The organism is Desulforamulus profundi, from assembly GCF_002607855.1.
In genome coordinates, this window is record NZ_AWQQ01000020.1 from 1 (window position 1) to 18977 (window position 18977).

General features: G+C 47.5%; 22 protein-coding genes and 3 pseudogenes. 13 read left to right on the forward strand and 12 right to left on the reverse strand.

The window, feature by feature from the left end; translation table 11 throughout:
- The first annotated feature begins 947 nt into the window (after positions 1-947).
- The 4 genes from P378_RS23955 (at position 948) to P378_RS02705 (ending at position 3719) form a co-directional block, all read left to right on the forward strand.
- Complete coding sequence (locus tag P378_RS23955) at positions 948-1085, forward strand: hypothetical protein (protein WP_420795966.1); 138 nt, start codon at positions 948-950, stop codon at positions 1083-1085.
- A gap of 137 nt (positions 1086-1222) precedes the next feature.
- Positions 1223-2386: an alpha-amylase family glycosyl hydrolase gene (locus tag P378_RS02700; protein WP_207653982.1), complete on the forward strand. Its 1164-nt coding sequence runs from the start codon at positions 1223-1225 to the stop codon at positions 2384-2386.
- 20 nt (positions 2387-2406) lie between these two features.
- The gene (locus P378_RS19995) at positions 2407-2847 is read left to right on the forward strand and encodes an alpha-amylase family glycosyl hydrolase (RefSeq protein ID WP_476588309.1); all 441 of its coding nucleotides are present in this window, start codon (positions 2407-2409) and stop codon (positions 2845-2847) included.
- Between the two features lie 512 nt (positions 2848-3359).
- Complete coding sequence (locus P378_RS02705; RefSeq protein ID WP_099082182.1) at positions 3360-3719, forward strand: Na-translocating system protein MpsC family protein; 360 nt, start codon at positions 3360-3362, stop codon at positions 3717-3719.
- Here P378_RS02705 and P378_RS19305 read toward each other — a convergent pair.
- From P378_RS19305 to P378_RS02715, 3 genes are all read right to left on the reverse strand, one after another.
- Complete coding sequence (locus P378_RS19305; RefSeq protein WP_180260946.1) at positions 3702-3845, reverse strand: hypothetical protein; 144 nt, start codon at positions 3843-3845, stop codon at positions 3702-3704. The genes P378_RS02705 and P378_RS19305 overlap by 18 nt on opposite strands.
- A 25-nt stretch (positions 3846-3870) precedes the next feature.
- Entirely contained in the window at positions 3871-4566 is a 696-nt protein-coding gene (locus tag P378_RS02710) for an ATP-binding protein (RefSeq protein WP_099082183.1), read from the reverse strand.
- A gap of 200 nt (positions 4567-4766) precedes the next feature.
- Complete coding sequence (locus P378_RS02715) at positions 4767-5231, reverse strand: helix-turn-helix domain-containing protein (RefSeq protein ID WP_099082184.1); 465 nt, start codon at positions 5229-5231, stop codon at positions 4767-4769.
- Between the two features lie 289 nt (positions 5232-5520).
- On the opposite strand from P378_RS02715, the pseudogene P378_RS02720 reads away from it, so the two are divergent.
- The 5 genes and pseudogenes from P378_RS02720 to P378_RS02735 all read left to right on the forward strand — a co-directional run bounded on the left by P378_RS02720 (position 5521) and on the right by P378_RS02735 (position 11048).
- Positions 5521-6956, forward strand: a pseudogene (locus P378_RS02720) (NAD(P)/FAD-dependent oxidoreductase).
- 140 nt (positions 6957-7096) lie between these two features.
- Complete coding sequence (locus tag P378_RS22720) at positions 7097-7231, forward strand: hypothetical protein (RefSeq protein WP_274378631.1); 135 nt, start codon at positions 7097-7099, stop codon at positions 7229-7231.
- 352 nt (positions 7232-7583) lie between these two features.
- Entirely contained in the window at positions 7584-8975 is a 1392-nt protein-coding gene (locus tag P378_RS02725) for a hypothetical protein (protein WP_099082185.1), read from the forward strand.
- A gap of 110 nt (positions 8976-9085) precedes the next feature.
- Positions 9086-10362, forward strand: a pseudogene (locus P378_RS02730) (sulfite exporter TauE/SafE family protein).
- Entirely contained in the window at positions 10362-11048 is a 687-nt protein-coding gene (locus P378_RS02735) for a hypothetical protein (protein WP_338013807.1), read from the forward strand. The pseudogene P378_RS02730 and the gene P378_RS02735 overlap by 1 nt, the downstream one beginning before the upstream one ends.
- Before the next feature lie 98 nt (positions 11049-11146).
- Here the strand turns inward: P378_RS02735 and P378_RS02740 are convergent, their stop codons facing one another.
- The 4 genes from P378_RS02740 to P378_RS02755 all read right to left on the reverse strand — a co-directional run bounded on the left by P378_RS02740 (position 11147) and on the right by P378_RS02755 (position 14104).
- On the reverse strand, positions 11147-11359 hold the full coding sequence (locus P378_RS02740; RefSeq protein ID WP_207653984.1) for a helix-turn-helix domain-containing protein: 213 nt from the start codon (positions 11357-11359) through the stop codon (positions 11147-11149).
- Positions 11360-11428: 69 nt separating this feature from the next.
- Complete coding sequence (locus P378_RS02745; protein WP_238472801.1) at positions 11429-12319, reverse strand: L,D-transpeptidase; 891 nt, start codon at positions 12317-12319, stop codon at positions 11429-11431.
- A gap of 38 nt (positions 12320-12357) precedes the next feature.
- Entirely contained in the window at positions 12358-13143 is a 786-nt protein-coding gene (locus P378_RS02750) for an undecaprenyl-diphosphate phosphatase (RefSeq protein ID WP_099082187.1), read from the reverse strand.
- 283 nt (positions 13144-13426) lie between these two features.
- On the reverse strand, positions 13427-14104 hold the full coding sequence (locus P378_RS02755; protein ID WP_099082188.1) for a TerC family protein: 678 nt from the start codon (positions 14102-14104) through the stop codon (positions 13427-13429).
- A gap of 458 nt (positions 14105-14562) precedes the next feature.
- Here P378_RS02755 and P378_RS19310 point away from each other — a divergent pair, with 458 nt between their 5' ends.
- Positions 14563-14799, forward strand: coding sequence for a potassium channel family protein (locus P378_RS19310; protein ID WP_180260947.1), 237 nt, complete (start codon positions 14563-14565; stop codon positions 14797-14799).
- Positions 14800-14846: 47 nt separating this feature from the next.
- Complete coding sequence (locus P378_RS02765; protein ID WP_099082190.1) at positions 14847-15173, forward strand: ArsR/SmtB family transcription factor; 327 nt, start codon at positions 14847-14849, stop codon at positions 15171-15173.
- Between the two features lie 78 nt (positions 15174-15251).
- On the opposite strand, the pseudogene P378_RS02770 reads toward P378_RS02765, so the two are convergent.
- The 3 genes and pseudogenes from P378_RS02770 to P378_RS02780 all read right to left on the reverse strand — a co-directional run bounded on the left by P378_RS02770 (position 15252) and on the right by P378_RS02780 (position 17013).
- Positions 15252-16051: pseudogene (locus P378_RS02770) on the reverse strand (ABC transporter permease).
- Between the two features lie 2 nt (positions 16052-16053).
- The gene (locus tag P378_RS02775; RefSeq protein WP_099082191.1) at positions 16054-16707 is read right to left on the reverse strand and encodes an ABC transporter ATP-binding protein; all 654 of its coding nucleotides are present in this window, start codon (positions 16705-16707) and stop codon (positions 16054-16056) included.
- Between the two features lie 3 nt (positions 16708-16710).
- A complete protein-coding gene (locus tag P378_RS02780) occupies positions 16711-17013 on the reverse strand; it encodes a PadR family transcriptional regulator (protein WP_099082192.1) in 303 nt (100 codons plus the stop codon).
- Positions 17014-17085: 72 nt separating this feature from the next.
- On the opposite strand from P378_RS02780, the gene P378_RS19315 reads away from it, so the two are divergent.
- Together P378_RS19315 and P378_RS02785 are read left to right on the forward strand one after the other, a co-directional pair.
- The gene (locus P378_RS19315) at positions 17086-17229 is read left to right on the forward strand and encodes a hypothetical protein (RefSeq protein ID WP_180260948.1); all 144 of its coding nucleotides are present in this window, start codon (positions 17086-17088) and stop codon (positions 17227-17229) included.
- Between the two features lie 87 nt (positions 17230-17316).
- Positions 17317-17550 carry a YkuS family protein gene (locus tag P378_RS02785; protein WP_099082193.1) on the forward strand — a complete coding sequence of 78 codons (234 nt, stop codon included), beginning with the start codon at positions 17317-17319 and terminating at the stop codon, positions 17548-17550.
- 72 nt (positions 17551-17622) lie between these two features.
- Here the strand turns inward: P378_RS02785 and P378_RS02790 are convergent, their stop codons facing one another.
- Together P378_RS02790 and P378_RS02795 are read right to left on the reverse strand one after the other, a co-directional pair.
- A complete protein-coding gene (locus tag P378_RS02790; protein ID WP_099082194.1) occupies positions 17623-18033 on the reverse strand; it encodes a putative ABC transporter permease in 411 nt (136 codons plus the stop codon).
- A 240-nt stretch (positions 18034-18273) separates the two neighbouring features.
- Positions 18274-18873 carry a TVP38/TMEM64 family protein gene (locus P378_RS02795; RefSeq protein ID WP_238472802.1) on the reverse strand — a complete coding sequence of 200 codons (600 nt, stop codon included), beginning with the start codon at positions 18871-18873 and terminating at the stop codon, positions 18274-18276.
- Between the last annotated feature and the right edge of the window lie 104 nt (positions 18874-18977).

Sequence of the window (18977 nt, forward strand, 5' to 3'; positions counted from 1 at the left end):
GTGTCTCCAACAAGGTCGTTGATATGTCACCGCCTTTCCTCCACAGGCATTACCCTGCATCATTGGTACTATTCGGTGATCCGACTCCCTATCCGCCTTTTGACTCCCTCACTTTTTTATCGCTTGATCGGTCATACTCCTTACGAAGAGCGGATAGGATCTCCTGAGTTACCGCTGCATGTCAGTGTTTAACGTGCCGAGGTCTCCGACCCCGGGAAGTTCCGTCAATCTCGCCATAATGATTGCCGAAATGTTGCTTTCTGCTCTGGCAACAGCATCAGCCTTCCCAATTTTATAGGTATTTCGGGGCTCAGTTCCTTCAGCTTATGCTTTCGGCCCGCTAACTTGCTTGTCTACGCTTAAACCTTTAGGTTACCCTATCGGTTCCAAGACTAGCTACGGGCGGCTGGCTAAACCCTACCCGGTGGGATTCCCACCCACTACATTCAGCGACATTGCTCAGCCGCACTGCCAGGCACCTAACTTATTAACCACAATGTTTTAGCAATCACAAACCGTTATGAAAATTGATTACATAGAATTACTAAAAGTAAGCAAGCAGGCCGGCGTTTCCAGAAACGGAGAGTGAGTGATTGCCCGTTGCCCCAGCGGTAGTGACAAAACCGAAACAAACACCGCCGTAAGAATATATAATAATATTGCATATACCCAGGAAGCCTCGGAAGAAAATAATCTCTTTCCGGGGCTTTGTGCATGATCTGAACTGCATCTTCGAATCAACAAGGCTCGGCCATTGCCTTAAGGCCCGGGGGCGTCGCTAATGCTTGAACGTTAGGTGAAATGTTCTATCGGAGCAAAGATTTTAAGGGAAAAGAAAAAACCCGTTGAATTCACAGGTTATAGGTTATTCCAGAACTCTTCTTGGGTTGTTTTTAATTGTTTTCGCAGAATTATTTTCCATATGGTTACAGGTATTTCTTTAGAGGGTGCGACTGGATTATGCCGTCGTCAACGGCAAATTATCCGTTACACTTCGCAATGGAGAAACCACCGGACTCAAAGACGATTCCAAGCTCGTGGGCTATCAGGGTCAGCCTGCAGACCCAGTGGCTGTATTGCATTGAAGACATGCTGGGCCTGGATTGTTTGGAAATTTTATGATGAGGCCAATGGTTTGTGAATAATAAGGCAGCGATATAAAACAAGATAATATTATTAGCCTGATTTGAGGCTTTCTAATCCTGAGCTGAGGGAGTTATAAATGATAAAAGGTACAGCGCACACGGATCCTTGGTGGAAAAAGGGAGTTATTTACCAGATCTATCCAAGAAGTTTCATGGACAGCAATAATGATGGAGTAGGGGATATTAAAGGAATCATATCAAAATTGGATTATTTGAATGATGGAACAGAGAATTCGCTGGGTATAGATGCAGTATGGATATCACCGATCTACAAGTCCCCCATGAAGGATTTCGGCTATGATATAAGCGACTATGGAGATATAGATGCTATCTTTGGAAGCATGGATGACTTCAAGCTGCTGCTTCAGGAAGCCCACAAACGGAATATAAGGATCATCATGGACCTTGTCATAAACCATACTTCCGATGAACATCCCTGGTTTATAGAATCAAGGAAAAGCAAAGACAACCCCAGGCGGGACTGGTATATATGGCATGAGGACAGGGGGAAAAAGCCTAATAACTGGGTATGTTCCTTTGAAATGAAAAATGCCTGGTGGTTTGATAATCATACAAAGGAATACTACCTTGGAACCTTTACAAGGCACCAACCGGAATTAAACTGGAGAAATCCTGATCTCAGAAAAGCTGTCTATGAAATGATAGGTTTCTGGCTCGACCTGGGTGTGGATGGTTTTCGCATGGACGTTGTCAATTGGTATATCAAAGACGATCAATACAGGAACAATCCCTGGAAGCTGTCTTTTAATCCGATTGATGTGCAAAAACATCTGTATGACAGAAACCGGCCGGAGACACATGATATATGCAAGGAAATAAGGGTCATAACGGATCAGTATGAAGACAGGATGCTGGTTGGAGAGATCTATACCAATGATGCCGGAGAAGCGGTATCTTATCATGGAAAGGGAAATGACGAACTTCACATGGCATTCAATTTCAGCTTCCTTTTTCAAAGGTGGAGTGCCAGGGGATTCTATAAAAACATAACGGAGTATTATAATTTGCTCCCGGCAGATGCATGGCCGAATTTCACATTGAGCAACCATGACCAGCCCAGGCATTACTACCGCTACAGGGACGGCAAATACACCGATGCCAGGGCAAAGGTTGCTGCGGCACTGCTGATGACACTGCGGGGAACACCCTTTATCTACTATGGTGAGGAAATTGGCATGACCTGTGAAAAAATTGCCAGGAAAGACCTTCAGGACCTTTAGGAAAAAAGGGATGGCCTGTCATCCGGGGGAGAGATGCTGAAAGAACCCCAATGCAATGGGATGATTCACAATATGCAGGATTCTCAAAGGCCAAGCCGTGGCTCCCGGTAAATTCCGACTACAGGCATAAAAATGTAAATGCCCAGAGTAAAGACAAAAACTCCCTGCTTACTTTTTATAAATCGCTAATATGGTTGAGAAAAAGAAGTAATGCACTCTCTATAGGGGATCTTGAGTTTATAGACAAGGAACCGGGTGAGGTTCTTATCTATAAAAGAAAATATGGAGATGAAGAGGTAAATGTGGTTTTGAATTTTTCTAAAAGGCACCAGGCTGTCAATATTGACAAGGAAGGTAAAGAAAGATTGCTTTTAGGTACACATAGAAATGAGGGGGAGGAAGTATCTTTGAATAAATTGGATATTCAACCTTACGAAGTTTTAATTATCGGCTCTGTTTGATAATGCGGAAAACTAATAACAGTCGAGGGACAAACCGCAGGTGCTTTACAAGAACGCTACCCCAAAACGTATCAAAAATACCAGCAACAAACAGAATTTATCTCTGAAAAACTGTCCGGTTAGGGGTCGCTCAGCTAGAACGATTAGCCACCGCTTTTTATGTTACCGATGGAAGAAGGAAGAGAACAGACGGTTAGTTACCGAGCGACCAGAGTTCATGAACTAAAACCCCATGTTCCGTTGAACCAGGCAATAGATGCCGTACAAAAAGTAGATGAATTAGGGTAAAGGACCACAAATGCCATATAGGCAGTTGCAGGCTTCCTTTAGCTCTTTTTGTAGAAGGGGATAAAGCAGGTAACCATCCCGCCGATACCCGCTTGTACACCGCGGACGGTTACCGGTAACGAGTCTATGTTCTTCTATTGTTTTTTCTACAGTAAAAATGTATAATTACAAGCGTATATATCAATAAAATACACGTTATCTCTAAAGAATGAGGAGTAATTAGATTGAACCCCAAGGGCCAAATAGAAGATGACATAGCAAAGGCTATCATTCAGTGGGAAAAGGATTACATGGGACGGGGACCGGAGGATGCAAAGACCGATATCCTGCGTAACATGATAATTGTAAGCTTGCGTGGTGTACTTTCTAAAGCCGAGCAGCACCTGGCAAGGGATAAAGCAGGGATGACTCTGGTTAAAAAGTTGCGTCAGCAATTGGTTGAACAGGGGCGTTCTGAATTGGATAAAGTGGTTGCGGAAATCACTTCAGCTAAAGTAGTGAGCCTACACACTGATATAAGCACGAAGACCGGAGAGAGGATCTTTATTTTCGTGATGGATCGCAATTTACAAAAACATATTTAGTTGGAAGATGCTGACGGTTTCCTGGTGTACCTCTCCTTTTTGCCAGCCCAAATCCCGCATTTCCACCTTCGCCACGGTACGATTCGCTGTACTGCCAAATTTTATTCCTGAAGAAGTAATTTCCATATCATCCCGCCTCGTTTTTGCAAATTTACCTTACCTTACCGTCTGCGGAAATAATCACTTCCCGAACGGGGATCTCTTTGCCTGACATTTGGAGGGCTTGCTTTAAAATGCCGGTGATGCCTCCACAGCAGGGCACTTCCATGCGGGCTACGACAATGGTTTTAATATCGTTCAGTGTTAAAATTTGCGCCAACTTCTCCACATACCCCTGAATATTATCCAGCTTGGGGCAGGCAATGGCAATGGTACGGTTTTTCAATAATTTCTGCTGGAAGTCCCCGTATGCTGCCATGACGCAATCGGCGCAGAGCAGCAGGTTGGCATCCCGGAAGTAAGGTGCGGCGGGATTCAGCAGGTGCAGTTGAACAGGCCACTGGCACAGGTGGGATGGCTGGCTGCCCAAGGGGACCTGTCCTTCGTCTTTTTGTTCAATTACCCTTGTTTGTGCCGACGGGCAGCCGCAGGAGGGGCCGCTGGGGGCAGCAGTTTTCAGTTTGATGTTGGACCTTGACGTATTAAAGGACTCTGCTTCCTTTTCGATCAGTTGGATTGCATCCACGGGGCACTGGGGCAGGCACATTCCCAGACCGTCACAGTAGGACTCGGAAACCAGCCGGGCTTTACCGTCAATGACCTGAATGGCTCCCTGCATGCAGGCGTTGGCACATAGGCCGCAGCCAATGCATTTTTCCTGATCTATTTGAATTACTTTGCGTTTCATTAGGTTAGCCTCCTTCAAACTTACAAGTTTCAATTGTTTGTTACTTCGTATTATAAATAAATTTGAGGAGTCTAACTGTAATATATGTCACGCTCTTACCGTGAGTTTTATCGCATCAGAATAAATCGAATAATTTTATTTCAGGTCACGCCGACCGCCATTCCTTATATTACAAAAAGAAAACCACCCCCTGGGGGATTTTATGGGAGAGGTGAAGCATGACTCATAGTACTGCTTCTCAGGCATGTTACAGGCAGATTAAGGCCGTAGCGATTGGCCAGGCAGCACAGGACAAACTGTTTGACTGATAAAATGTTCTTTTGAAGTTTATAGCAATCCTGCAACGCCTGGGATAAAAAGGCCAGGTGCAGCATTTCTGACGTAAAATCCTTTTCCTGCGGCGGCTTAATTTTATAATAGCAGCAGCCGGGTTTACCGGGTTGGGAAGACTTGTAACGCTCGACTTCAATCCCCAACTGCTTTAATTCCTGAAGATAACGGTAAACGTTTCGCTCACTTACACCACAGGCATCTGCCATTTGCCGGAGGGTAACGCCACCCTGTGGGGTATCTCTTTTAAGCATTTTCACAATAAGCCGTAAATTAGCAGTATGATTTTTCTTCCTGCGCTTTTCCGGGGTATTGAGTACTTTTGGTACACCCAAAGGACATCCCTCCCTGTGATAAGGATAAAACTAAAGAGGGGTAGTCAGCTGTAAAGCTGACTACCCCCCTGATAGTCAAAAATCCGTTGACAACGAGCAATCGTTTCAACCCGAGAGCAATTATATAATTTTCTATATTGTAGCACAGGTGTTGTCACTACAACAATAATAATTTTAAAGAAAAAAGGGTGATTCCTGGACAATTCCATATATTTTCCATTGAAAAAAATGCCTGCATCGTTCATAATAAATCTGTTTGCACAATTGTCGGAGAAGGAGGTGCAAGCGCATGAAAAATTATGATGTTGTTGTGGTAGGGGCCGGACCGGCAGGGATATTTACCTGTTACGAACTGGCAACCAAAGCGCCCTATCTAAAAGTTTTACTTATGGATAAGGGAAGGAATATTTACAAGCGAGTGTGCCCCATTTTGCAAAAAAGCATTGTCAAATGCCCGCCCCCCACGCAAAAGAAGGAATATGCCGGCTGCATGCATGCCTGCTCCATTACCAACGGTTTTGGCGGGGCAGGGGCTTATTCGGACGGCAAGTTTAATATAACCACCGAATTCGGGGGTTGGCTGACCGATTACCTGCCCCACTCCGAGGTGCTGGAGTTAATCAACTATGTGGACGGGATTAACATTAAGCACGGGGCCGTTTCGGCAGCTACCGATCCCACCACACCGGCAGTTAAAGCCATTGAAAAGCGCGGTCTGGGCGCCGGCCTGAAACTGCTGCGGGCGCAGGTGCGGCACCTGGGAACCGAACAAAACCTGGAAATCCTGAAAAACATCTACGAATACCTGAAAAATCAGGTTGATATGCTTTTTGAAACAGAAGTGGAAAATCTGCTCACCACCACAGAAGGTGACAAACACCTTATCAACGGTGTTGTTGCCAGAACAGGGGAAGAATTTTTCGCCAAAAAAGTTGTCATTGCTCCCGGTCGGGACGGCTCCGAATGGCTCTCCGGCGTGTTAAAAAAGCACAGTCTGGAGGTGGATTCCAACCAGGTGGATGTGGGGGTTCGGGTGGAGACACTGAATGCCATTATGGAAGAGATCAATGAGCACTTGTATGAAGGCAAATTTGTCTTCCGGACATCCGTTGGCACCACCGTAAGGACCTTCTGCAGCAACCCGGCCGGTACGTGGTTATCGAAAATCACAGCGGCGTCATGCTGGCCAACGGCCACGCCTATAAGGACAAAAATCTTGGCAGCAACAATACTAATTTTGCCCTGCTGGTGTCGCAAAAGTTCTCCTATCCCTTTAATAAGCCCATTGAATACGCCAAGTCGATCTCCAGACTGGCCAACGATTTGTCCAACGGCAGTGTACTGGTCCAGCGGTATGGCGATCTCATGAAGGGATACCGGTCAACCCACAAGCGCATCCGGGTGGGCTTTGTTGAACCTACCCTGAAAGAAGCGGAACCGGGGGATCTGAGCCTGGTGCTCCCCTACAACACCCTGAAAAGTATCATCGAGATGATCGAAGCCCTGGATAAAGTCACGCCGGGCATTGCCTCGGAACACACCTTGCTCTACGGGGTGGAGGCCAAATTTTACTCGGCCCGGCCCAAATTAACGGGTAAGTTCGAGACAGAAATAACCGGCTTATATGCCGGCGGCGACGGTGCAGGGATCACCCGGGGCCTGGCCCAAGCTGGCGCCTGCGGTGTAGCGATGGCGCGGGATATCATCGAGAAGTTACAAAACTAGTTTGATGAAGGTTAATTGTTGAAGAACGGCAGGAATCAGCTCTCATCCAAAGGATGGGGGTTTTTTTGATTAAAGGGATTATACCCTGAAAACCCCGAAGGAGAACATTGTCCCGGTGTGTGAGAACAGAGTAGGCGGTAATGCCCGCCGCCAGGTATTCCAGGAAGCTGCTCGAGGTACCGGTGTCCTGGGAGGAACGTATCGCTGACGGTGTCGAGATTACGGTGGCTCTTAAACATGAGCCGGACACGCCCGGGTATTGGCCCTATGATTAACGATGGGTTTGGCAAAGAGTCTCACCCTGCCCGGTAAGACTGGTAAAAAGAATTTTGTCAATAGTTTGTTTAAAATTCGGCCCGATACAAGAATTGTGAAAAAAATTAAGGTGTTAAGGGTTTGGATTGGCGGACAAGTCAGGTGACAAAAAACATTGTCAAATTACTGATAATCCGTGTATTTTAGCACCTTTCACGAATAAAACCAAGAAAGACAATTATTTCATGGGGGCTTGTATATAAAAAATGTTGTAAGAAAAACAGGCCTTTGGTACATTACCTGTGTAATCGATAAAAAGCGACTGAGTTTGCGCACTCGGTCACAAGAACATTATGATAGGGGGTGGAAAATATGTTCCTGCGCAAGGTGACGACCAAAAAGAACGGCAGAGAATACGTCTATGTTAAGCTGATTGAAAGCTACCGCATGGAAGGCAAAGTGAAGCAGCGTGTGCTGGCCAACTTTGGCAGTCTGGACAACCTTACTCCCGGCAAAATCAAATCTTTAATTGCCAGCCTCAGTAAATTGCATAATGAAATAGAGACCGGTGATAACCAGTTAACCAATGTGGATAACCTGGTTCTTCAGATGGAAAGTCTTCAAGCCAGACTGGCCCGGTCCGACATCCGGCACGTCATGGAGAAAGCCATCAGGTGCCCCAAGCAGCTTGACCTGGCCCAGGCTTTGGTGATCAAGTCTGCAGCCGGGGAAAATGTTAACCTTCCCATTCAGGACGTTTGCAAAAGGACCGGACTTTGCGACGGCACCAATATCCAGTTCTATCATGTTACCAAAAAACTGGGGCAGGAAGAAGTAAGACAAGCATTGTTTCATCACTGGCTGTTGAGCAGCGGCTGTGACAAAAAATCAGCCAAAACAGTATTTATTCACATTGTTCCCGCGGTATTCAAAGGGGCCTTTTATGAGGGGTTTGTTCCGGAGGTGTTCTTACTGCCGGAGCATTATCGAAAGAAGCTCATTTTATTACTTGCCTGTGATGAAAAGGGCACACCGGTAGAATTTGAGTACGCAGAGGGACTGAAGCACCTGCCGCAGCAGGTCGAACTGCTTGTTCAGCGCATGAAAAACCAGGCCAGGATTCAGGCAGTGGTACTGGATGCCGAAAACTACCTGTCCGCCGGTTCAAAAAACTACCTGGTAGCCGGAATGATGCCGGACGATGAGAAGCACCGGCAGGATACGAGCTACTTTCAAGGGGTCCAAGTTCAATCCCACGGTCAAGACAAAACAAAGGAACTCCAGGCCAAATTGGCCAGGACCTCTGCCGGGTTGGAAATGATTAAGGCGGATATCCTTCTTGGTAAACTATCCAGGGAATCAGCCATCCGAAAAAGGGCAGCGATGGTTCTGAAAGACAATGACTGCCAGGACATGGTCGCCTATCGCTATGACCAGGACAGCAATTCCTTTGCCTATGAAATTAAAGAGGAAATGGTAAACCGGAAAAACCGCTCGGAAATCATAACCACCTGGGGAGTGAAAGGATTTAATACCAAAGAAGGTTCCCTGCCGGAGTGGGTGGGTATTCATGTGGGCAGATTTACCGAAATATCCGATCAACTTCGGATTCCCTTGATAAACGTCTGTGCCGAGTACCATTATTCTCCGGAAATCATCTCAGGTCATATTTTACTGGAAGTTATCAAAAGCCGGCTGCAAGAGGATAACAATATTGCTGATCAGGAGGTGAAGAGCGGGGAATGCTTGGGGCTGTGCATATAAAAGATATCAAATGACAAGCACCTTTATTTCAAGAGAAGAATAGGAATAGATCTTAATTATTTTGACCTGAAGCACCTTTTTAAACACTGTTAGAGAAGGGGGTCACCCGAATGAGGGGGATATATGAAGCCCTGATGAGCGCATCCAGGGCGCACGCTAAATGGGAACTGGAGATGTCCAACAACATCGTCCGCAATAGAAAACATTTATTTATTCTTGCCGTAATGATGCTTCCTTTAGTTATTCCGGCCATTGGACATGCTGCTGATTTACCAGGTTTTATCGGCGGCAAAAATGCCTTTGGTCCGTCCCACTTTACGCCGACCATGTTTTATGGCTCTATGTTCGTCGGTGTATGTGCAGGTTTGATTACCGGATGCATCGGTGCCGGCGGTGGTTTTATTATTACTCCTGCACTGATGAGCCTTGGTGTGAAAGGGATCCTGGCAGTGGGTACTGACCAGTTTCACATATTTGCCAAAGCCATTATGGGAACCGTCATTCACAAAAAGCTTGGCAACGTTAACGTACCCCTGGCTGTGGCCTTTTTGGTAGGCTCCGGCCTGGGTGTAACCGCCGGCGGCAGCCTGAACAGGGCGTTGTTTAATGCCAACCCGGTGTTGAGTGATTTTGTCATCAGTGCGGTTTATGTCTTTATGCTGGGCTTCCTGGGCTTTTACTCCATGTACGACTTTATTAAGACCAGGGGAAGTTCCAACAAAGGGGATGCCCACGGGGCCCCGCCGGTTTAACTCCCCTGGCGCAGAAACTGCAAAAGGTTAACCTGGCACCCATGATTAAATTTGACGAGGACGTCACTCCCGGCGGTCGTAAAATTTCCGGCTGGTTTGTGGCCTTCTGCGGCGCCGTTGTAGGCTTTGCCGCCGCCATCATGGGGGTCGGCGGCGGCTTCCTGACCTTCCCGATGTTTGTTTACGGTCTGGGTGTTTCCTCCTTTACCACCGTGGGTACCGATATCTTACAGATTATCTTTACCGCCGGTTACAGTTCCATCGCCCAGTATGCCATTTACGGCTATATCTTCTACACCTTGGCCATGGGCATGCTGGTTGGCTCCCTGCTGGGCATTCAAATCGGCGCAGCCACCACCAAAGTGGTTCCCGGTATCTATATTCGCGGCTTTTACGCTGTGGCCATTATGGCCGGTTTTGTAAACAGGCTCTTCGCCCTGCCTGAAAAGATGGTACAGATGGGGTATATCTCCATGAGTACGTCCGTCACAACACTTTTAGCCACCATTGGCACCTGGGTCTTCTTCGGATTGGTGTTCATCTTTGCCGGCTGGATTATTTTAGCCTTCATCAGAGGCATTCCTACCCTGCGGGCTGAGACAGCCACAACTGTCACGAAAGGAGTGAGCCATTAATGATTAGAGATCGCAAAGCGTTTTTTCTGGGGATTATCATGATGATTTCTTTTCTGGGGATCTATGCCTATATGATGAGTCCTTCCTTTGGCAATGGCAGAAACGGCCTGGAATTTGCCGATGACATGTTTAATTCCATCTCCAAGGGTTCCGCCCTTTCCATCGTTCAAGGTGAAGCGAAAAAGGCAGACAAGTGGCAGGGGACCGTCATTGATGTCAGTATAAAAGCGAAAAGCGGGGAAGAGGCTGCCCGCTGGGCCTCCCAGTATGAAAAAATTGACGGCGTCCAGGTGACGGCGGAGAAGGAAACCCTTAAAATAAAAGGGGACCTGGGGAAAATCATGGCTACCATTGCCAAAGACAGCACGGACATGTACAACAATCAGGGTGACATCGTAAAACAGAGATACGGGCTGGACCCCAGGGAAACAGTTTATAACTGGTACAATTCAACCAAACAAATAAGCAAAGCCCTGGACAAGCAGGAAAATTTCAAGCAATCAGCTGCCATCCAGGGACTGCAGAAAAAGGTGATAGAACCTTCCTATAATTACTACGGTGTGGAAACCGAGCATGTAAAGGACAACAAAGGTGTCATGACCTTTATGCTGGTCTTCTATATGATCTACACCCTCTGGTATGCTTCGCCATCTACTACCTGTGCCAAGGCCTGGGTATTACCATGAGCAAGCAGGCTAAGAAGGCCGAGGCATAGGCCGTATACCAAAACACGTTTAATAAAAACGGCAAATTTAAAAGGCTGGCGGGACAAACCCGCCAGCCTTTACTCGCCTTCCAACCCAAACAAATCAGAAACCGGTATGCCAAGGTATGTGCACAACTTGGCCACCAATTCCCTGGGGTAACAGTCCATCTCATCATAGTACAGTTCTTCCACGGCGTTGATGTCATAATCGATGTCTTTCGCCACCTGTTGAATGGATAATCCCCGGTCATCCACAATATGTTTTAACAATGAACGCAGCTGCATGACCATGACTGTATCACCTCTCCGTTTAATGTACCCGATGAGCAAGGATCTATGAAAAGAACGGTCACCCTTAACCTACCGTATTTCAACCTCGGTACCCAGGGACACCCTGTCGTACAGTTCTGCGATATCCTTGTTATTCAACCGGATACAGCCACCCGAGGCATGTTTGCCGATGGATGCCGGTTCATTGGTGCCATGGATGCCGTATTTCATCCCCCGGGGCGCCCGGCTGTCATTCTCTGCCCGTTTGTCCTTTTGGTAAGGCACACTCAGGCCCATCCAGCGGGGTCCCAGCAGTGTGTCGGGCTCTTTTCCCTGGGGGTAAGGAGTCTTGTTCACGATTTTAAAGGTGCCTTCAGGGGTGTAAAAATCTTTTTTTCCTGTTGCTATGGGATATTTTTTAACCAGGGTTCCCTGCTGGTAAAAGTATAGGACGTTTTGATCCTTCTGCACGATAATCTTATGTTTTCGGGTCTTGGGGTTCGGGTAAGTCATTATAATTCTTGGTTCGGGACGTAAGTTTATTACATAAACATACTTATCTCCCTGTAAAAAAATACTGTCTGCAAGGGAAATTCCCAGCAGGGGGATTTTATCCTTCGGTTTGTTTTTGATCCGGGAAGCGCCTGTGAAGCGGCTCTCCGACACCTGCAATACACCGCTGCTTTCCCCATCGCTGCCCTTCACCACCACCTGGTTGTCCTGCACATACAGCGAGTAATCGTTGTCCCGGTACAAAAGTTTTTGAACCGGCAAGGGCTTTCGCTGGGGAGATCCACTACTCAAAAAGAAAATAACCAGCCCCAAAGACAGCAGGATGGAAAGTACTGCCAAAGGATTTTTTTCATAACACCTTAATCTCCTATCAAATTTGCTGCAGTTTGTATTTTTCTCACTGCCGAAGGAGATATGCGGTGAAATAATTTCCACATCGTAAGACACCGAAAACAGTATTAAACGCACAAAACCCCGGTGAGAAAATGACCGGGGTTTTGTGCTATTTAAAACTTGCCCAGCATCTGTGCGGTGAGTACACCGATACCTAAAATCCACACGTAAACAGAGAATATTTTGAGGGAGCCCCGCTGGAGAATTGCCAGCATCCATTTCACAGCCACATAACCGGAAACGGCGGCTGCCAGCGTTCCTACAAGCAGGGGAATTGCCCCGATGGACTCAGCCTGGCCGCCGGCAAGCTTGGCGCTTTGCAGCACCACCGCCCCCAGGATGGCTGGTAATGAAAGCAGGAAGGAAAAGCGGGCAGCGGCTTGTTTATCAATGCCCCGGAATAAGGCCCCGGCGATGGTTAAGCCGGACCTGGAAATGGCGGGAAGGATGGCCGCACCCTGCAAAGTGCCTACAATCAGTGCATCTTTAAAAGAAATCTGTTCAATATTTTTTGTTCCTTTTTTCTTCATATTGTCGGCTACCCAGAGGATGACGCCCGTGGCTAAGAACTCCCATCCGGCTGTGACACCGGTTTTAGAAATATCCTCAAAGAAGTCTTCAAAGGCAAGTCCGATGATGGCGGTGGGAATGGTTCCCACGATAATCAAAAGACTGAGCCTGCTAAAGGGTCTTTTCATCATATCCACGATGTCTTTCCAGAAAACCGCAACCACCGCCAGCAAAGTCCCCAGGTGGAGCATTGTATCGAGAAATAATCCGGCTTCGGACAAACCCAAAAGTTTTCTTCCCAACAGCAAATGTCCGGTACTGCTCACAGGTAAAAATTCAGTGAGACCCTGGACGGTGCCAAGAATCAATGCTTTTAATAGTTCTTCCATAAGTCACCCCTCTACAGTATTTCTAAAGCAACATGACTATTATAACAAAGAACCAGTGAGAAGGGTCCAAAAAAATGTACTGACCTTTAAATATTCTATGGCAATAGCCGGTGTTTCTTTCTCATGTATTTCCATTGAATAAAAAATATGTCCTCATTTCCAGGCATATAATGCCCTGAATTAGGATTGTTAATCATAAGGAAAACAAGGCAACAAATCCCTTTTCTAAACCCTTTATAGCAAAACAAAACGGCCCTGTGGTCAGTGCCACAGGGCCGTACGATTACTGGGAAGCAACCTTTTTATGTTTGCTTTTTTGTCTGCCGGCGATTAAAACACCCGCCGTAACAACTATTATTAAACCATATCTTAGAGCAGGGTTGGTAACAAAGAAAGCGTTTAAAAACGGTTCATTGACAATCATCTTGGCAGCCGTTAGGGCGATAACACCCCCACCGATATAAATAATGACCGGGTAACGTTCAGTCCATTTTATAATGATGGTACTTCCCCAGACCATAATGGGTACACTGATCAGTAAACCCAGCACCACCAGTAAAAAGTTTCCATGGGCAGCACCGGCGACAGCCAAAACGTTATCCAGTCCCATTACGGCATCGGCAATGATAATGGTTCGGATGGCCTCCCAGCGGTTATCGTATGACTTCATGTCATCGTGGCATTTTTCTTCGGTGAGTAATTTGTAGGCAATCCAAATAAGGAGTAATCCCCCGACAAGCAGCAAACCCGGAATCTTCAGCAACCACACGACCGCCACGGTTGCCACGGCGCGAACGGCGACGGCACCTGCCGTACCCCAGATAATGACCTGTCTTTGTTGTTCCTTGGGTAAGTTCCTGGCGGCAAGCCCGATAACAATGGCATTGTCACCGGCCAAAACCAAATCGATAACAATAATTGCCAGTAAAGCTGAAAAAAATTCCGCGGAAAACAGTTCCATACTACAACCCTCCATTTTTTTCTGAAGCTAGTCTTTCCTAAAAAAGCAAAACAACCTTTACCAAATTCAGGTAAAGGATGCGGCAATAAAAAAGACCTTTACCCGAAAAAGTAAAGGTCTTGCTAACAACTTGAACGTTGCCAACAAAGCCGGGGCCAATGACCCGTAATGACGACCTTGTTGTAAAAGCTACTCCCCTTTAGCAAAACTAATTGTACTTATATGGTAATTCAGATCTTTACTCTTGTCAATAACTTTAGCAGAATTTTAAGGAGTATAACGTATTACTGTACACTTTAGGGTTCCTACGGTACAATACTGGTAAGTATGAAAAAGATAAGAAGACAGGAAGGATATGGGATGATCAGAAGGGCGACAGAAAAATTAGGATTTCTGGTGGTTATTCCCGCCATTGTCATTCTCGGCAGCTTTTTGCCATTGTTTATAAACTGCTTACATTGGTAAATCCGTGTTCCTTTCATGGCCTAAACTCTCAAAGTCATGCGGTGGATTTCTTATACTACAGCCTTACCACCATTACCACCACCGGCTACGGGGATATCTATCCCCTGACAAAAACGGCAAAGGTAATCACTTCAATTGAAATTGTTTTGGGCGCCTCAGCGCGGTATTTTATGAAGTGGTGGGGAAAAGGAAGCAGAGAAGGTATTAAAATGGAATTTCTGGCTTTATAGAGAGTTATGATATATAATTATATTAGAATTAAGGGGTGGTGATTTTGTTGAAGGAAAAAATATCCCAATTAAAAGCAGATCTGTTTAAAGCCATTGCACACCCTACCAGAATTCGTATCCTGGAGTTGTTAAAGGACGGGGAACTGTGTGTCTGCGATATTTTCGAGGAACTGAATGTTGAGCAGGCCAATACGTCCCAACACCTGGCGGTTTTAAAAAAGCAGGATGTTCTTCAGAGCAGGAAGGAAGGCCTGCGGGTCATCTACAGCATCAAATATCCGGAGATTATCGATTTATTGGGCATCGCAGACAAAATCCTCCTTCAGCAGGCCAACGAAACCATGAAAACCTTTGGCGAAATAGCAAGAAAATAGCGCTAAAAAGCACGCCGGGCACCCGGAGTGCTTTTTGCATTTTTAATAACTTAATAACTTAGGTACCAGGTACCTAAGTTATTTTTTGCTCTGTAAAACAAAAGGCTGCAAAGCCCCGTCTTCATTAAACAGTTTTTTATAAGAAAGTCCCACCAAAATCAGGCAGCCGATGGCCACAGCGGCGGCAATCATCAGCATGACCACAATTTGATACCGGACGGCTTCGCTGGGGTCCGCGCCGCCAAGAATCTGGCCCGTCATCATACCCGGTAAACTGACCAGGCCCACCACCATTAAAGAGTTAATGGTGGGGGTCATACCGGCCCGGACGGCTTCCTGGACGCTGGAACGGATGGCCTCCCAGGGGGTGGCCCCGAAGGTCAGCATGGCCTCAATTTCCGCCGAGCGGGACCTGGCCTCGCTGTAAAGACGGTCCAGGGAGAGGGCAATGCCGTTCATGGAGTTGCCCAGGATCATCCGAAAATGGGTATGGCAATTCTGGCGGAATACCAGGGGTCGGGGGAGATAATCAATACTGTGACAAGGGAACCTACCAGGTAGGTGCTGGCCAAAAGGGATACAAAGGCCAGCAGGGACGGGTAGTTGGGGACGTTTGGCGTTCTCTTGACTGCGGTCTTGGAGGCAATAAAACACATCAAGGTAATGATGGCCATAATAAGCCAGAGGTTATTGATTTTAAAGATATAGGTCAGGGCATAGCCCACCAGCGTAAGCTGCACGAAGGTGCGGACAGTTCCCCACAGTAAAGACCTCAGCAGCCCCAGCTTCAGAAGGGAGGAGATGGCTCCGGTGATCAAAACCAGCACAACCGTAAAAGCCAGATGAAGGTTGGAAATGGGAATGGTGGCGTTTTCCATGGTTATTCACCTCTTTGTCCGGGACCGATGTCCAGAAAAGAAACCCGGTCCAATCCTTTATAATCATTGTTATGGGACACCAGCAGCGCGGCACGGCCCGGGCCGGTCAACCAGCGGGACAGTACCCCGTAAAAGGCTTCCCTGGCCTGGTCATCCAGGGCGGCGGTGGGTTCATCCAGCAGCATGACATGCGGCTGGATGAGGAGCCCTCTGACAAAGGCAATCCGGGCAGCTTCGCCGCCGGAGAGGGTCCGGGAATCCTGCTCCCACAGGTTTGCGCCCAGAAGAAGTTCCTGCATCAGGGCTTTGGCCCGGTCGGGATCAAATTTATTTTTACTACCCTGCCGTGTTTCGAAGGGCTTGGCCAGGTTCTCCGCCACTGTCCCGTCAAAAAGGGCCGGCTTCTGCGCCAGGTAATGCAAACGGGCTCGCCAGGCTGTGGCCGGCAGGTGCCGCCAGCTTTCCCCTTGCAAAAAAACTTCCCCGCCGCTGCAGGACTGCAGTCTGGCCAGAACCCTGAGCAATGTGGATTTACCGGCCCCGGAGGGCCCCCGTACCACCAGGACACTTCCCTCGGCCACTGCGCCGGATGCGGTAATTTGACGTCCCGGGCCGGTGCCTAGGGTATAGGTGATGTTCTGAAACGTAAAGAGCATTTTCTACCGTTCCTCCAAAACTTCCCGGGCCAGCTCCCGGATTTTTCCTTTGGCCTCCGCCAGCACCTCACCGCCGGCTTCCGTGATCCTGTAGTACTTTCGAAGCTTGCCTTCCACGTTGATTTTTTCCGATACCAAAAGCCCGTTTTCTTCAAGCTTGTTCAAAATAGGGTACATGGTGCCGGGCCCCACGGGGTAGCCGTGCCTGGCCAGTTCTTCCATCAGTTCCAGCCCGTAAACCGGGTTTAAAGAAGCATGATAAAGAATGTGTACCCGGATAAAACCAAGGAAAAGTTCTCTCAGCATATATCACACCTCGATATCGGTATACGATAATAATTATACAGGGGGGTTCACCCGCAGGCAAGACCTGACCTGTTGGAAGAAGAAAAACAGCATGAGGTTTGGTTTGAGGACCCGCAAAGCGCAGCACTGAAGGCAGAACTGGTGAAGAAATATAATTGGCAAGGTTGGCCTTCTGGCGGTTGGGGTGTGAAAATCAGGAGTTCTTTCATGTGTTGACAAAGGTAAAGGGGCCATGACGGAACAATCTGTTAATAAATAACGCCTCCCCCGGCCATACTAAAGGACGACAGGAGGTGTTTTTCAGTGGCGAAAAAAGTGGCCATCGAACCTGGTCTGGATGATTTAAGCCAACTTTTAAAGAACCAGGGCTATAAAGTTGTTAAACCCGGCAGTGGGGAAAATGTAATGGCGGTTGTTATCAACGGCTTGGATAACAACACCATGAACATGCAGGGCATCTCAACCAAAGCACCGGTTATTGATGCAGCCGGTTATACGCCGGATCAAATTTTATCCCGCATTAAAGAATTAGGTTAAAAGAAAGCAGGAAACCCGGAAGAAGGAATCCGGGTTTCTTTTATACTCCGGGCAAAGTACCAGGACTTTTTGTTAACGAATGCCGACCACTTCCACCAGGTAATCGTGCAGCCGCTCAAAGAGGAGGCCCACCCCAAACCACAGGAGAGCCATATCCAGGCGAATCACCCCGGCAATCTGCAAGGGTGTCTGCCCGGTGTAGTCCCAGGGAATGGCGCCGGTGACAGCCTTAATCAACAGGCCGCTGCCGGCTTCTATGAACCAGATGGCCACCACCCAGACCATCCCCCGCAGCCACCAGGTCCAAGGACGGATGACGTTATGGACCGGTTCCAAGAGGATTGCCAGTCCGTAAATGGGGAACATCCAGAGATAGGTGGTGGAGGTCAAACGCCAGTCCCCGTCCAGGGCAGACAGAAACCCTGTCCACATAACCTCCATTAACCAGCCTAATAGTCCGTAGATAAGAAAGCGTCTGAACATGCACCTATTATTTGCATTCAACACAAAAATATGCCTGAATAACTTACCGGCATGACGATCCAATTGAGACAGGTAAGGAAGGAAATCGGCAGGCGCAGAGAACCTCCAAGAACGTCATAACGACCCCTGGCATAATATGGTTTTAGGAAAGCAAATGTCGGGAGGTCCGCTACTGCTGCTGTCCGAGCCTTTGCAGCTCTTTTTTTATTCCCCAATACAGCAGTACGGCAACAATCATACTTATGACAAGATAAATATAATTCTTGCCCAGGGTAATGACATTATAACTAAAGGCCGTTTCCAACAATAGGGCCGGAAACTTGCAAGGGCTGTAGCGATAAAAAAATGAAACAGGGAAACGGATGTTACCGCCCCCAACAGGTTGATAATGCCCGAGGGAATAAAGGGGGCCATCCGGAGAACCGTGAGAAAATAGATCTGTCGCAGACCCGGCAGGGAATTAACGGTCCTGAAAAGTTTCCAGTGCCCGGTGGGGATTTTGGCAACGGATTGAACCCCCCACCTGTACAACAGAAAGGACACAACCGCCCCGACAATCTCCCCGGCCCAGGAGACAAAAAAACCGCCCCAGAGGCCGAAAACCAGGATGTTGGCCCCTGTTAAAAAAACCGAGGGGACAACCCCCAGCACACTGATCAGCACATTCAGGAGGATACTGATAACAATGGCGGCAGTACCGGCCTTTGCCAGCAGCCCGGCAGTGGCAGTGCTGTCCCCGAAAGGAATTGATTGCAAGATATCAAAGGTTCCTGTGCGCCACAGGACAATCAGGAGAATGATTACCACAACGAGTAAGATAAAGGTAACTTTTTTCTTCATTAAAATAACTCCGGGATGATTGATTCTTTAGATGCGGATACCCGCATCAAGAATAGAATTGTTTAATTATACCCTACTGGCCTGATTAACCGGAAGTAGGAAAT